Origin of the sequence: Anaerofustis stercorihominis DSM 17244 (assembly GCF_000154825.1) — a bacterium.
GTDB classification, from domain to species: Bacteria; Bacillota; Clostridia; order Eubacteriales; family Anaerofustaceae; genus Anaerofustis; species Anaerofustis stercorihominis.
In genome coordinates, this window is sequence record NZ_DS560019.1 from 1,225,148 (window position 1) to 1,239,268 (window position 14,121).

Annotated in this window: 14 protein-coding genes, 2 tRNA genes and 1 pseudogene; 4 read left to right on the plus strand and 13 right to left on the minus strand. The window is 31.1% G+C overall.

Features of this window, described 5'->3' with window-relative positions; all coding sequences use genetic code 11:
- Positions 1-37: 37 nt before the first annotated feature.
- Positions 38-1,387 (minus strand): nucleoside triphosphate pyrophosphohydrolase, encoded by a 1,350-nt coding sequence (gene mazG / locus ANASTE_RS11575; RefSeq protein ID WP_007051051.1) that lies wholly within the window; start codon positions 1,385-1,387, stop codon positions 38-40.
- Between the two features lie 805 nt (positions 1,388-2,192).
- Positions 2,193-2,990, minus strand: a complete 798-nt coding sequence (locus tag ANASTE_RS10775) for a ZIP family metal transporter (protein WP_007051052.1) — start codon at positions 2,988-2,990, stop codon at positions 2,193-2,195.
- 210 nt (positions 2,991-3,200) lie between these two features.
- Between ANASTE_RS10775 and ANASTE_RS10780 the strand changes: the two genes are divergently transcribed.
- Positions 3,201-3,581, plus strand: coding sequence for a VOC family protein (locus ANASTE_RS10780; protein ID WP_007051053.1), 381 nt, complete (start codon positions 3,201-3,203; stop codon positions 3,579-3,581).
- 68 nt (positions 3,582-3,649) lie between these two features.
- On the opposite strand, the gene ANASTE_RS10785 is transcribed toward ANASTE_RS10780, so the two are convergent.
- From ANASTE_RS10785 to ANASTE_RS11810, 3 genes are all read right to left on the minus strand, one after another.
- Positions 3,650-4,063: a secondary thiamine-phosphate synthase enzyme YjbQ gene (locus ANASTE_RS10785; protein ID WP_007051054.1), complete on the minus strand. Its 414-nt coding sequence runs from the start codon at positions 4,061-4,063 to the stop codon at positions 3,650-3,652.
- Between the two features lie 90 nt (positions 4,064-4,153).
- A complete protein-coding gene (locus ANASTE_RS10790) occupies positions 4,154-4,489 on the minus strand; it encodes a LiaF transmembrane domain-containing protein (protein WP_007051055.1) in 336 nt (111 codons plus the stop codon).
- A complete protein-coding gene (locus ANASTE_RS11810; RefSeq protein WP_007051056.1) occupies positions 4,482-5,201 on the minus strand; it encodes a PspC domain-containing protein in 720 nt (239 codons plus the stop codon). Before ANASTE_RS11810 ends, ANASTE_RS10790 begins: the two co-directional genes overlap by 8 nt.
- A 186-nt stretch (positions 5,202-5,387) precedes the next feature.
- Here ANASTE_RS11810 and ANASTE_RS10800 point away from each other — a divergent pair, with 186 nt between their 5' ends.
- The 3 genes and pseudogenes from ANASTE_RS10800 to ANASTE_RS12135 all read left to right on the plus strand — a co-directional run bounded on the left by ANASTE_RS10800 (position 5,388) and on the right by ANASTE_RS12135 (position 7,451).
- Complete coding sequence (locus ANASTE_RS10800; protein WP_007051057.1) at positions 5,388-5,846, plus strand: MarR family winged helix-turn-helix transcriptional regulator; 459 nt, start codon at positions 5,388-5,390, stop codon at positions 5,844-5,846.
- Positions 5,847-6,692, plus strand: a pseudogene (locus ANASTE_RS11585) (DegV family protein).
- Between the two features lie 114 nt (positions 6,693-6,806).
- Positions 6,807-7,451: a D-Ala-D-Ala carboxypeptidase family metallohydrolase gene (locus ANASTE_RS12135; RefSeq protein ID WP_007051060.1), complete on the plus strand. Its 645-nt coding sequence runs from the start codon at positions 6,807-6,809 to the stop codon at positions 7,449-7,451.
- 296 nt (positions 7,452-7,747) lie between these two features.
- On the opposite strand, the gene ANASTE_RS10815 is transcribed toward ANASTE_RS12135, so the two are convergent.
- The 8 genes from ANASTE_RS10815 to ANASTE_RS10850 form a co-directional block, all read right to left on the minus strand.
- Positions 7,748-7,839: transfer RNA gene (locus tag ANASTE_RS10815), tRNA-Ser, on the minus strand.
- 40 nt (positions 7,840-7,879) lie between these two features.
- Positions 7,880-7,968 (minus strand) — tRNA-Ser (locus ANASTE_RS10820).
- Between the two features lie 77 nt (positions 7,969-8,045).
- On the minus strand, positions 8,046-8,858 hold the full coding sequence (gene proC, locus ANASTE_RS10825; RefSeq protein WP_007051061.1) for a pyrroline-5-carboxylate reductase: 813 nt from the start codon (positions 8,856-8,858) through the stop codon (positions 8,046-8,048).
- 44 nt (positions 8,859-8,902) lie between these two features.
- Positions 8,903-9,619: a M48 family metallopeptidase gene (locus ANASTE_RS10830; protein ID WP_007051062.1), complete on the minus strand. Its 717-nt coding sequence runs from the start codon at positions 9,617-9,619 to the stop codon at positions 8,903-8,905.
- Between the two features lie 19 nt (positions 9,620-9,638).
- Positions 9,639-10,547, minus strand: a complete 909-nt coding sequence (locus tag ANASTE_RS10835) for a magnesium transporter CorA family protein (protein ID WP_039945603.1) — start codon at positions 10,545-10,547, stop codon at positions 9,639-9,641.
- 394 nt (positions 10,548-10,941) lie between these two features.
- Positions 10,942-11,898, minus strand: a complete 957-nt coding sequence (locus tag ANASTE_RS10840) for a Gfo/Idh/MocA family protein (protein ID WP_007051064.1) — start codon at positions 11,896-11,898, stop codon at positions 10,942-10,944.
- Positions 11,899-12,046: 148 nt separating this feature from the next.
- Entirely contained in the window at positions 12,047-12,856 is an 810-nt protein-coding gene (locus tag ANASTE_RS10845) for a TdeIII family type II restriction endonuclease (RefSeq protein WP_007051065.1), read from the minus strand.
- A 1-nt stretch (position 12,857) separates the two neighbouring features.
- On the minus strand, positions 12,858-14,036 hold the full coding sequence (locus ANASTE_RS10850) for a DNA adenine methylase (protein WP_007051066.1): 1,179 nt from the start codon (positions 14,034-14,036) through the stop codon (positions 12,858-12,860).
- Positions 14,037-14,121 lie beyond the last annotated feature (85 nt).

Consider the following 14,121-nt stretch of genomic DNA (forward strand, 5'->3'; position numbering starts at 1 on the left):
CTTTCCAACTCTAGATTATATTTTACCAAAAAAATATTTATTTCAATAGTAATTTAGCCTTTTCCCAATATTTTTCCAAAATTTCAGCTTTTAAACCCGTAATATCGTTATTATCGCCTTCAATCAGCTTTTCCATCATCGAAAACCTCGATATAAACTTATTCGTTGACGCTTTTAAAGCTTCTTCGCTGTTTATGTCAAGCAACCTTAAAGTATTTACAACACTGAATAGTAAATCTCCGGCTTCCATGAATAATTTGTCTTCATCATTGTTTATTTCATTTTTTAATTCATTGAGTTCTTCGTAAATCTTATCTATTGCTTGATTATAATTTTCAAAATCAAAGTTTGCATTTTTTGCCCTTGACTGAATTTTATTTGCATATAATAAAGCCGGGAATACTTTAGGTACACTTTCCATTGTTTGTGAAAAATTAGAATAAGATTTTTCTTCTTTTTTTACTTCGTTCCATACTTTACTTGTGTCTTCGCCTTCTAAAATCGTATTGTCGAATACATAAGGATGTCTTCTTATTATTTTTGAACTTATACTGTCTATAACATCTCTTTCATCAAATGAATCGTTTTCTATTTCTATTTGACAGTGAAGGGCTATTTGAAGAAGTAAGTCTCCCAGTTCTTCTTTTAAGTCTTCTGTGTTATTTCTGTCAATGGCATCTATTAATTCATATGTTTCTTCCAGGAGATGTTTTTTTAGGCTGTCATGTGTTTGTTTTCTGTCCCACGGACACCCCTTATCGCTTCTTAGATAAGCTATTAGATCCATAAACGACTTTAAGCTTCCTTTGGTTAAAAGAAAATCTTGCTTTTTGATTATTAATGTTATTGGAAATAGGGCTTCATCCCCGTTATTTAAGTCATTTAACCTTATTTTGTCGAGTTTTTCTTTTCTTATTACATAAATTTCAATTTTTTTACTAAAATATTTGATTAAATGCTCTTTTACCTTCTTTAAATCTTTTTTATCGTTTATATTTATAAATATATTAATGCTTTCACAGTCAGGTTTGTCCAAAGATGTCTTTCCTGCATTGATTACTTTATAGCTATCCAAGTCATTATATAATATATTTGTTATGTTATCGTCTATATCTATTTCAATATTTTTATTTTCGATAAGACTATCCAGTAATTTATTTTTGTTAAGAGTATCAAATATCAAGCAGATATTATTTTTATTTGAAAATCTATCTATCAGTTCTTCATAATTATTTATATCAATGTATTCTATTCTTTTATTAAAGGGAAATATAATTTTTTTGTTATTATTTTCTACATATATAATTCCCGCATTTTCTATCTTATTTAAGGTATTTAAATTTAGATTTCCTACATTATCGATATTTACTATAAATATTCTTTTCATTATTGTACCTCTTTAAATTATATAATTACATTTTATCAAAGAATATATTAAGGTTACAATAGTTTATGCTTTTATTTTTCCTTGATTTGTGACTTTATTCATTTTTTATTATACTTTTAGTCCATAAATAATAATGGTTCACTGCATTATTATTTTCATCAAACTCATATACTAGTGGTATTCCTGTTGGTATATTTATATTGACTATTTTATCTTTATTTACATTATAAAATATTTTAAAAGAACTCTTATGGAATTGCCGTGTGCGGCTATGAAACCTCTTTTGCCATTGATTGTATCGTTCTCCATAATTCTTAGTAATATGGAATTACTCTTGCTATGGTAGTTTTTACGCTTTCATGTCTTGAAAGCTCCTCTTTTGATATATTCTTTATTTCATAAATCGGTTTTTTTCATCTTTTTCGTCTAGTTTTTGCGTAAGTATATCTAATGAACACCTCCATATTTTTACTTATTCTTCTCCGTATTTCTCTGGGGTTTATGATTTATTAAGTTTCTGAAGTGCTTTCGTAATGTCTTTCATTTAATTTCCAACTTAATATAACGACAAGCCATAGTCTGTCCATTTCGGTTAAAATATTATATAGAGTGTGTATTACTTTTTTTTAGTAAGAAGTATAACAGCTATTAAAATCATTTCCTTTTTTAGTATTTTTCCTGCTTTTTTAGTTTTTTTTACTCCGCCATTGGTTAAATCTACATTACTCTATACGGTAAATAAATTTTTCTTGTTCTATATGATTTTTCAGTGTTTGATAAGTACAGATTTATTTTTTGTTACTTTTTAATATAATATTATCTGTTTTATTTTATCCGAGTGCAACTCTAAAATCATCATTATAAGAAATCCTACAGCAAATCCGATTGTGGCTATATTTGAATGCTCTCCTTCGTTTGCTTCGGGGATCAATTCCTCTACCACGACATATATCATTGCTCCTGCCGCAAATGATAATAAGTAGGGTAGGAGAGGCACTATAACGGATGATAACAGTATAGTTAGAAACGCTGCTATTGGTTCAACTATTCCCGATAAAGTCCCATATATAAAAGATTTCGTTTTGCTTATACCTTCATTCTTTAAAGGCATTGAAATTATAGCTCCTTCCGGAAAATTTTGAATAGCTATACCTATAGAAAGTGAAAGTGCTCCAAGAAAAGTTATATCTGTATTTCCCGTCATAAATCCGGCAAATACCACTCCTACTGCCATGCCCTCGGGAATATTATGAAGAGTGACCGCTAAAATAAGCATAGTCGTTTTTTTCAGTTTACTGCTTACGCCTTCGACTTCATTGTCAAGATGCATATGAGGTATTATTTTATCTAAGCTAAGAAGAAATAGTATCCCAAGGGCAAAACCCACTGCAGCGGGAATAAAAGCCAATTTGTTCATATCAGCCGACATATCCATTGAAGGTATCAATAGTGACCATACCGAAGCTGCTATCATCACTCCCGCCGCAAACCCCAAAAGAGCTTTTTGTACAGAAGGTTTTATATCTCCTCTCATAAGATAAACCATTGCCGCACCGAGTGTCGTTCCTATAAATGGTATCATTATTCCAATAAATGTATTCATAATTATCTCCTTTTTGTGTTAGTTCTAGCTAACTTGTGTATAAAATTTAAAGGACTTAAGCCCTTGTTTTCTTTATAAAAATATTACACTTTCAATCGAAATATGTCAATAAAAATGTAGAGTATATATTATTATATGTAAGTATTATTTTAAATTGTTAAAAAAATTTAATTGTGATATAATTTTATAATAATAAAGGAGGACGATACAATGGATTTTAGATTTGGACATACTTCTCTCAGAGTATATGACCTTAAAAAAAGTTTGGATTTTTATGTTGGAGCTCTTGGAATGAAAGAGACGAGGAGAAAAGATTATCCCGGAGATTTTTGTTTGGTATTTTTAAAAGATGCGGCAGATACATGTGAATTGGAACTTACTTATAATTATGACCCTAAAAAGCCATATGAAATCGGTAATGGATTTGCACATCTTGGATTTTATGTAAAAGATTTGAAAGCCGCTCATAAAGAGCTTAAAGAAAAAGGCTATAAGGTAACAGAATTTTCGGGACTAGGGGGAAATAAATCAAGCTTTTTCTTTGTGACGGATCCCGACGGATATGATATTGAAATCATAAGAGAAAAATAAATAATTGAATATTTAGTTTTAAAGTTTTAATTAAATAGTAAAAATAAAAGAGCAGATATACTGCTCTTTTATAATTTAAATTCGTCGTTATCATTTATTACATTTACAAAAAATCTTCTGTGTCTCGGTCCGTCAAACTCGGTAAAATATATTCCCTGCCAAGTCCCGAGAACTAACTGTCCGTCTTTTATTATTACATTTTCGCTTGTTCCTATTACGCTGGATTTTATATGAGCGGTGCTGTTTCCTTCGTAATGCCTGAACTCTCTCATATCAGGGAAAAACTTATCGAGTGCAAATAACATATCTCTTACAACATCTGGATCTGCTGCTTCATTTATTGTTATTCCTGCAGTTGTATGAGGACAATAAATCGTGCATATACCATTTTTAACTTTACTTCTTTCTACTGCTTCTCTTACTTCTGAAGTAATATTGTGAAAGTTTTCATTGTCGGTCCTAAGGTCAAATTCAAATAACATAATAAACTCCTTTTTATATTGTTAGTATCTATTATAAGGTATTTTATGATTTTAGTCTACAGTAAAAAAGACCTCATAGAGGTCTTTATATTAATAATCAAAGAAATTGAACGTATCGTGATTATAATTATCGTTAAAGTTAAATGTAGAATCGTTATGAAATATATTATGATAAGAAGAAACTGTAAAATAACATGTTCCTGCTATAAGCAAAGCTAAAAATATACTTATAAAGACAGTTCTTACTTTTTTACTTGATGTAAGCAGATATACACCTATAACTACAAGGAATAATGGCCATATGAATTCTAAAGCTCTAAAGAAGCCGTTAAATGAAATAATGTGTATATTAAGTAAATCAAGTATATATCCTGCACCGATTGCTATAAATAATACTCCTAAGATGATTTTTAAATTTTTATTCATTCTTATCACCTTCTTCTTTCATTTTAATTAATTCTTCTTTAGTAAATTCGCCTTGTAAATCTGCAGTTTCTTCATTTTTTATATCTTCCAGGTTTTCTTCACTTGTACCCATAAATATGATTTCATCTGAAGTTTCTATAAGTTTTATTTCTTCATCTTTATTTTCTTCTGATTTTGTTTCTTCCTTTTGGCTTGGGTTTTCTTTTGAATCAGAAGTTTCTTGGTTATAATTTTCTTTTTTGGTATTTAAATTATCCTCTTTTTTCTTTTTAGGTGAAGCTGAAGTTATAAGCAAAATACCTGCCACTAAAAATCCTATAGGTACTATAAATCTTGATATGAATTGCGGAAGGATTTTACTTAAAAATAATACTACGCCGATTATAACAAGAAAAATACCCAGGTTATATTGTCTCTTGTTTTCTTTTACCGGGGTTTCATAATCGTTATCTTTTTTTGTTTGATAATTTTGATTGTTAGATGAATTAGCAGATTGTTTTTCATTTGTGTTATATGGAGTTATAGGTTCATAGGGAATTAAAAAACATAGTAAAATATAAATAAGAATTAATACTCCGCTGGTTGCAAATGATAAAAGGATCGTTGCGAGTCTGATAATTGTTGAGTCGATTTCAAAATATTCACCGATCCCCCCGCATACACCTCCTATATATTTGTCATCTCTGCTTTTGTAAAGCTTTTTTTCGTTCATAACGTCCTCCAATTGTTCTTTTGTCTTAGTATATGTTATATAGTATAGGTGTAAGATAAGATATGAATTAATTAAAGATTAAAAACGGATTAAAAAGAATTTTATCAAAAATTCCTTTATTTGATTTTATTATGAAAACAGAGTATAATTTAGGTAATTTGATAGTCAAAGTAATTGGGAGCGATAATGAATAAAGAGGAAAGAATATTAAATGAATTTCTGGTAGAAAGTTTTAATGAGATTCTGAAGGTAGAGGAAGGTGCTTTAAAAAAAGGAAAATTTAAAAATCTCTCTATCAGAGAAATGCACGTCATCGAAGCTGTTGTAAAAAACGAAAAACAAGGGAAAAATACTTCTTCAAATATTGCCAAAACTCTCGATATAACTCCGGGTACTCTTACTATAAGCGTCAATAGCCTGGAAAGAAAGGGATATTTGCTTAGAGAAAGGGATATACATGATAAGAGAGTAATAAATATTTATACTACTGATTCAGGTAAAGAAGTAGAAGAAAATCATGCAAAATTCCATGAAAATATGGTAAAAGAAATGCTTGAGTTTTTCCCTGAGGAAAAAAGAAAAATATTAATGGAAGCTGTTGTTGAATTGGAAAAATTCTTTAAAAGCAGAAAGAAGGTAGATTAAATGGTAAAAATTGTTGTTGACAGTACATGTGATTTAAGTAAGGAGCAAATCGAAAAGTTAGATATAACCGTAGTGCCTTTGAGTGTAAGGTTTGACGATGATGAATATTTAGACAGTGTTACGATAAATAATGAAGAGTTCTATGAAAAACTCATTTTAGCGGGGGATGATATGCCTACAACATCCCAGCCGAGTCCAAAGAGTTTTGAAAAAGTATTTAAGGAATATGTAGATTAGGGTTACGATGTCGTTGCTATTATTGTATCTTCAAAACTAAGCGGAACGCTTCAGTCTGCATTTAATGCAAAAATGGAAGTGAGCGAAGATAAAATTCACTTAATTGATTCAAGGATTGCCAGTTTCGGGACTTATTTATTAATAAACGAAGCATGTAAATTGAGAGATGAAGGGAAAAGTGCTTCTGAAATAGTTATTAAAATAGAGCATATGATTAAAAATTTAAAGCTTTATGTATGCTTAAATACACTTAAATATTTAGTATATGGTGGACGAATTTCAAAGGCTACCGGAGTTGTAGGAACTATGCTAAATATCAATCCTATTTTAGAGGCTGTTGATGGAGAACTAGTTCAGGCAGGAAAAGTAAGAGGCAAAAAACTTTCTTATAAATTTATGTTGGAGAAAGTAAAAGATGATATTGATACTTCATATCCGGTTTCATTTGGTCATTCTCATGCACATAAAGCGATAAAAGACTTTGAAAGTTTTATGTCGGAACATATTGATATAAAAGAAAGAGAAATAATTTCGATAGGTCCAACCGTTGGTACTTACTCAGGTCCGGGGGCTATCGGCATAGCATATATAAAAAAAGATAAAGAATAAATCCTATATTAATCTCTGACTTAAAGCACCTTAGGGTGCTTTTTATTTTGAACACAATTAATTATTTTTTCATACTATAAATAGAAATAATATTCCTGTATAGGAGGAGAAATAATGAATGTAATTACATATTACAAATCAAGAGATGGTGAGAAGAAAGTTCCCGGTGCTCCCCATTTTAAAATAAAGGAATTCGCCTGTCATGACGGGACCGATAAAATATTTATTGACATAGACCATGCTAAAAAGCTTGAGAAAATAAGAGTGCATTTTAAAAAAGCCGTCCATATAAATTCGGGTTACAGGACTGTGTCCTATAATAGAAAAATAGGTGGAGCAAGCGGGAGCTATCACACAAAGGGCAGAGCTTTTGATATTTACATCAGCGGAGTAAATGTAAAAACTATAGCAAAATATGCTGAAGCTATAGGTATAAAAGGAATAGGATGTTATCCAAATGCAAATTTTGTTCATATAGATTCAAGACCTTCTAAATTTTTCTATTATTACACTAATTATTATCGTTCCGTAAGAACTTTTGGCGGAAGCCCGGCTTATTATCCGATCATTGCAAAAGGAAGCAGGGGAGCGTATGTTAAGAAAGCACAAAATAGATTGATAAAGAAGGGATATAAAATATCAGCAGATGGTATCTTTGGGTCATCGACAGAAAATGCGGTTAAAAGGTTTCAAAAAAAATCGGAAATTACAGTTGATGGTATTGTAGGGAAGAATACTTGGAAACTGTTATATAAATAAAAAGGACTTAGGTTAGTCCTTTTTTATTTGTAACACGGGGCACTACGCCTCGCTTCGCGAGATTCCGCGCCCCTTACCCGCAGTCAAACATACTTCCCCTTCCGCTTAAAATAAAGAAACGATATATGCTCCCTGCCTTTGATAAAAACTGCCTCCCTTTAAAAGCAAAAGTATATACAAACAAAACATATTTAAAATCCCGATCATAGGAAAATAGAATAAAATAAAGACATAAACATAAAAAGCAATATAAATAAAAAAACATCTTACAATAAGTAAGATGTGAAAATGCATAATGGCGGAGAAGGAGGGATTTGAACCCTCGCGCCGCTTACACGACCTATACCCTTAGCAGGGGCACCTCTTCGGCCAACTTGAGTACTTCTCCGTAATCCGAATAAAAAAAAAGATATTCAATTTAATCTTAATGGCCGAGAGGGTGGGATTCGAACCCACGTGGGCTTGCACCCTAACGGTTTTCAAGACCGCCCCGTTATGACCACTTCGGTACCTCTCGGGATTCATTAAGCTTAACTATATTATCATATAGAATTATTTTTGTCAACATCATAAGCCTTAATTATAAAATATTTTTTATTTATTTCCGCTCATTTCCTTTGACTTTTCGATACTGGAAAGAAGTGCGTCTATGACATCTCCTCTAAAGCCGGAATATTCAAGAGAATTCACTCCTTTTATGGTCGTTCCTCCCGGAGAACATACGTTATCCTTGAGCTTTGCGGGATGTTCCTTAGTTTCAAGGACCATCTTTGCGGAACCCATGACAGTTTGTGACGCAAGCTTGTAAGCCATTTCTCTCTTCACTCCGCTTTCCACCGCCGCATCCGCCAAAGCTTCGATGAATACATACACAAAAGCAGGTCCGCAGCCGCTTAAGCTTCCCGCGGTATCTATCAAAGCTTCTTCCACGACTTCGCTCTTACCGAAGCTGTTGAATATCCTTAGTACATCTTCCAGATCCTCAAAAGTGGCGTTCCCGCTGGGACATATAAGGCTCATACCCGCCATTACCATTGCGGGAGTGTTGGGCATCGTCCTAATGAGCCTTATTTTCTTACCAAACATCTTTTCCACGTTTTCCATGGTCTGACCCGCCGCTATTGTCACTATCAAAGTATCGTTACTTATGCAGTCCTTTATTTCGTTTATGACTATATGATACACGTTAGGCTTTACCGCAAGGAATAAAATATCGCTTTTCTTTGCCACTTCCTTGTTGTCCATCGTGACATTTATCCCATATGTATCTTGTGCATTTTTGAGAGTTTTATCCGTGGAAGCACTGACGATTATATTTTTTTTATCCGTCACACCTCCCTCTATCATACCTCCCGCCATGGCTTTCGCCATATTACCGAATCCTATAAATCCCACTGTTTTGTTCATAAATCCGTCTCCTTTTCTTATATTTGTTCTTTCATTTTTTTACATTATACCAAAAACCACGTATCTTTGAATACAAAATCACTTCTCAGCTCGTCGGCATACCTGTCGTAATCGGGGAACATCTTATGTAACGTCCTGTAAAACCCCTTTTGATGATTTAAATGTCTCAAATGACATATTTCGTGCAGCAACACACTCTTTATTACCTCATTGGAGTATTTTACAAGGCACAGATTTAAGCATATACTCTCGGTCTTTACCGAGTAGCTGCCGAACCTCGTCTTCATCAGCCTTATCCTTAAAGAGAATTTTCTCCTGATACCCACCTCTTCCGCTATTTCTTTACATTCTTGGAGGAGTTTATTATTAAGTATATCACTGAAAACTGTTTTTAGATAATCATTTATGAGTTTGGTTTGATATCCCATGTCATCTTCTTTGGAATATAAGATGAATTTGTCAGACGTAACTTCTATATCATCTTTATCGGACTTTACGACCTCCATTTCATATCTCTTCCCTAGAATGCTTATGGTCTGCCCTTCATAGCTATCCACCGATGCATACCGCTTTTCCATTTTCTTTATCTGTTTTCTTATCCAGTCGTCTTTGAGCCTTAATACATTATAAACACCCTGTGTACTTAACTTCTTGTTGGCATTGATTATCACATTCAAATCTTTGTCTACTCTTATATAGATACTTTTAATATTTTTTCTGTTTATTATTACGTTGTAATCAAAATCCTTTATATCATTCATATTATTTTAATTCTTCCTCTTACTTAAAATACTTCCTCATCAAATAAAAACTGAAACCCACTACCGAAAGACTCAAAAGGATGACCCCCAAATATCCGTACTTCCACGTAAGCTCCGGCATAAATTTAAAGTTCATACCATACCACCCCGCAATAAGAGCAAGGGGAGAAAACACTGCGGTGATTATGGTAAGGGTCTGCATGGTCCTGTTCTGTTTTATATCCGCCTGTGCCTGATAAAGGTCTCTGAGATGTCTAGTATACTCCATGAGCATATCCACTTTGCCGTTGAGCCTTACGACTTTATTGGTAAATATCCTAAATAGTCCCTTATATCCGTTTATAAATATGTCTTCTTCGTTCTCTTCGAAGACCATACCCATTTCTATAAGCTGGTCATAATAATTGCTCAAAACAAGGAGCTGTCTTTTCATATTTACGATAAAATAGTTGAAATTCTTCAAATCTCCCGTTAATACCCTGTCTTCGATCTCGTTTATGTTCGTTTCGAAATGCTCCAGATAATTAAGGTCCCCGCTTATGAGTATATCCAAAAAGTCGTATAAAAAATGGGATACGGAAGGATTTTTCCATTCTCTCTTTTCTTTTATGCTTTCTATTATGGGCTTTACCACATTGTCGCTGTCGATAAAATATATCCTATGATCTTTTATATAATACCCGAACTTACCCTGCTTTAAGTCTTTTCCCATTTTAGGTATAAAGAAAGTCCCGACTATGACATCTCTGTATACTTCGGATTTTGAAAAGTTGATATTGTCAAAATCGGCATAGTACGTCGGTATGCCTTTATCACGGCAGGCTTCGTGCCACTGTTCCAGGGTAAGTAAGATCACTACGTCCTCTTTTTCCCCCACATTATCCAAGCTTTCTATCTCTTCAAGTTCATTAGCTATTTTATAATACATCATCTCACCTCGGTATGTCTATAATATCACATTTACTTACTATATTTTAACACAATATTGAGTTTTTATTTATTACCTGAAGACTTCGAATAAGTCTTGTGAATTTTACATATGTAAAATTCATATGTGTGAAACACATCAGGTAATATGAGCGGATTTTTCAAAGAAAAATTTGCGAGTATTCCTAACTTCAATCATATATTTATTTCAAAGCCTTGCAGGTATTATGAGCGAATAATCTTTATTATTTGAATATTTTTTATTTTTATCAGTTGACATAATTTATTATTTAAAATAATGATAAGTTTGTATTATAATAATTAATAAAATATTTTTATTTAATATATTTAAAAATAAAAAAAGCCCTTTAAAGGGCTTTTTAAAATTTTAAATATCAGCACTTCCATGAATTTTGTATCTCTTCCAATATTTCCACGGAATGTATCGTCATATCTTTTGTCATTATATCGCTTTCCGGCATTCCTTTTTCTATACATTCGTTAAAGTGCTTTACTTCAAATGTCATTTCACATGACATCGGATAGGAAACTTCTTTTACTACTCTGTCGTCGTAGTAGTGTATAGTCATTTTGTCCGCTCTGTAGAAGTTATCCATTTCTATGTATCCTTCGCTGCCGTAGATAAATAATTTGTTAAGTAACTTTACATATCCGGAAATCTTGCTTGTTGCCAGTGCCTCGTTGTCTATCTTGAAGTTTAGTATACACTCTTTATCTCCGCCGAACTCTTTGCTTTTAAGCCTCATCCCGGAATATAATGAAATAGGTTTACCGAAAATATATTCAAGGTATTCTATGCAGTATACCGCATTCGTGAAGAACACTCCGCCTCCCTTTGATAAATCGAGTGTCCACGCATTGTAGTCTCCCGGGAATGAAGTTGAAAAATCGAGAAGTCCCACATCTCCTATTTCCTTGTTTTTGATTATGTCTTTTACCATATTGGTTATAGGAAGGAAGATTTCCTTTTGTGCTTCAACCAAAAATAATCCTTTTTCTTTAGCTAATCCGAATAATTCAATGGCTTCTTCTTTTTTAAGAACCATAGGCTTTTCGCATACTACATGCTTTCCCGCATTCAAAGCGTCTTTTATATTTTGATAATGAAGGAAGTTTATCGTTGCGATATAAATAACATCTACATCTTTATCTTCATATAATTCTTCGTAGCTTCCGTAGTATTTTTCGATGTTTAATTCTTCCGCCTTTTGTTTCGCTTTTGCTTCTCCTCTCGAAGCTATTGCTGTGACTTCACCGTTCCCGCTTTCTCTGACTCCTTTTACAAATCTCGGAACAATTGATGCCGTGCTTAAAATCCCATATTTGATCATAACCGTTCTCCTAAAATAAAATATAGATATATTATACACTACTTTAAAAAATTACTAAAGTATAACTTTTTAACTTTATATTTCCATAAGTATTGAATTTTAATAAGTAAAAAACGAATCTAATATAATATTTAGATTCGTTTTTTTATCAAAAATATAATTGTTTAATTCTTGATAATGCATTTTTTATGTAATTAGCACTTTCTTTATATTGTTCAAATATTACATTAAAGCCTTCGGTATCGTCGCAAACAAAATTCCAATAATCTTTGCCAATGAGTAATTCCTCTTCCGCAAAATATTGTTTAACTCTCTCCTGTTTCCATTCATTACCTTCTCCATACATATTATATGCAGTTGCTAAAAATAATTTTATTTTTTCATCGGGCTTATCTATTAATGAATTTTTTAATATAAAATATTCTTGAAGTAGAGCTAATTTTTCTGTTTTTGATTTTTTATTATCTAAATCTCCTCCTGATTTTAATTCAATCAAATAATGTTCTTTCTTTTCCTTATTATAAAAATAATGGTCTGTTACATGTGATTTTTTAAAACTTCTTATATCACTGGGTATGATACAATAAAAATTATCATAATCTAATATTTGAGGCTTAGTATGCCTTTCATATTCTAAAACTATATAATCCATGTGCTGAGATTGTTGCGGAAGTAAAAAAGATTCTATATTACCTCTAACATCATATGATAATTTGGCTATGCTGTTACCCATGTTTTCTAATACTTTACCAAATGAACTATCAAAACTTCGTACAAATGCACTGTAAAACATAAACTCTTTTCCTAATTCAGCTACAAAACAGTTGTTCTTTTTTCTGTTAATAACGCCTTTAGGGTCATTTACTTCGCTGGTATAGCGTAATTCAAATCCTTCAACAAAATTCTTTATGCTGGAATCAATGATTTGTTGAATTGCTTTTTTCTTTATTTCATCCATTTTATTCTCCGTTTAATTTATAATTTGTAATAAGTAAGTGTTTTGCTTCTTTATTATTTCTATCTTGAAAACTTACCAAATATTTTTTATCAAACATAAATATACTTAATTGTTGATTATTAGCTGTTTTAATTCCTTTTTTATATAAATCAGAAATATATTCAGTATTTTTAATTATCAGCATCCAGTTGGCTTTACATTCGTTAATTAAATAATCAGAAAGTCTTTTTTGATCACTTTTGTTAAATTCATTTCTGGCATATGTGCTGAATTCAGTGTCATAAGGAGGGTCTAAAAAAATAAAATCATTTTCATTTGGGACATATTTATTCATAAAATCGTAGAAATCTTTATTTTCTATAATAGTTTTATTTAAATGATTTATAAGATTTTTATCTTTAAAATAATTAATTTTATTTTTAAAAGATTTTCTATTATATGATATACCTCCATATGGTACATTAAATTTACCTGACTTATTATATCTAAACATTGATGAATAACATGTTTGACGTATGAAAAAATAAATAGCACTGGAGAAGCCATCTGATAAATTTAGTAAGTTTTTATTATTTATTAAATATCTAAAATGCATATAAAAAGCAGATTTGAAAGAACATTCAATATTAGAAATCAAATCATTATGTGAAATATCTCCTTTAGCTTTTTCCATTTTGTTCATTCTTACCATTTTGTTTTTTATATTTCTAAATAATTCATTTATAAAATTATCTATTTGATAATTGAAACTTCTATCTAATAAACCATTAAACTCGTCTTTGTTTGATAATACAAATTGTGTTATTTCCTCAGAAAGTTGTTGCTCATTTAAAAAATTATTTTTATAATTTTTGTATAAATTTATTAATTCTTCTTTATGAAAATCTACAATATTACTTATAATTTGCCAGTTATACTCTATGGCTTCAAGCTTATCTATAAATTCTTTGTTTTGTGTTTTTATCATTTTATATAATAAAATTAGTTCATCTGATTTATCATTGATAAAATATTTATTAGCTTTTATAGTAAAGTAAACAGCTCCTCCGCCTACAAAAGGTTCATAATAATTATTTATTTTATCGGGAAGATGTGGGATAATATGTGTTAATTCTTTTTCTTTTCCCCCCGGGTATTTCGTGATTGGAAATAGTTTTTTTTCTAAAACATACTTCGACATTAATATTAGTCTCCTTATTATTTTAATTTATTATATCAAAAATATGTTATTTATTAAAGATAATTTGTAGATGTTAAAATTAACT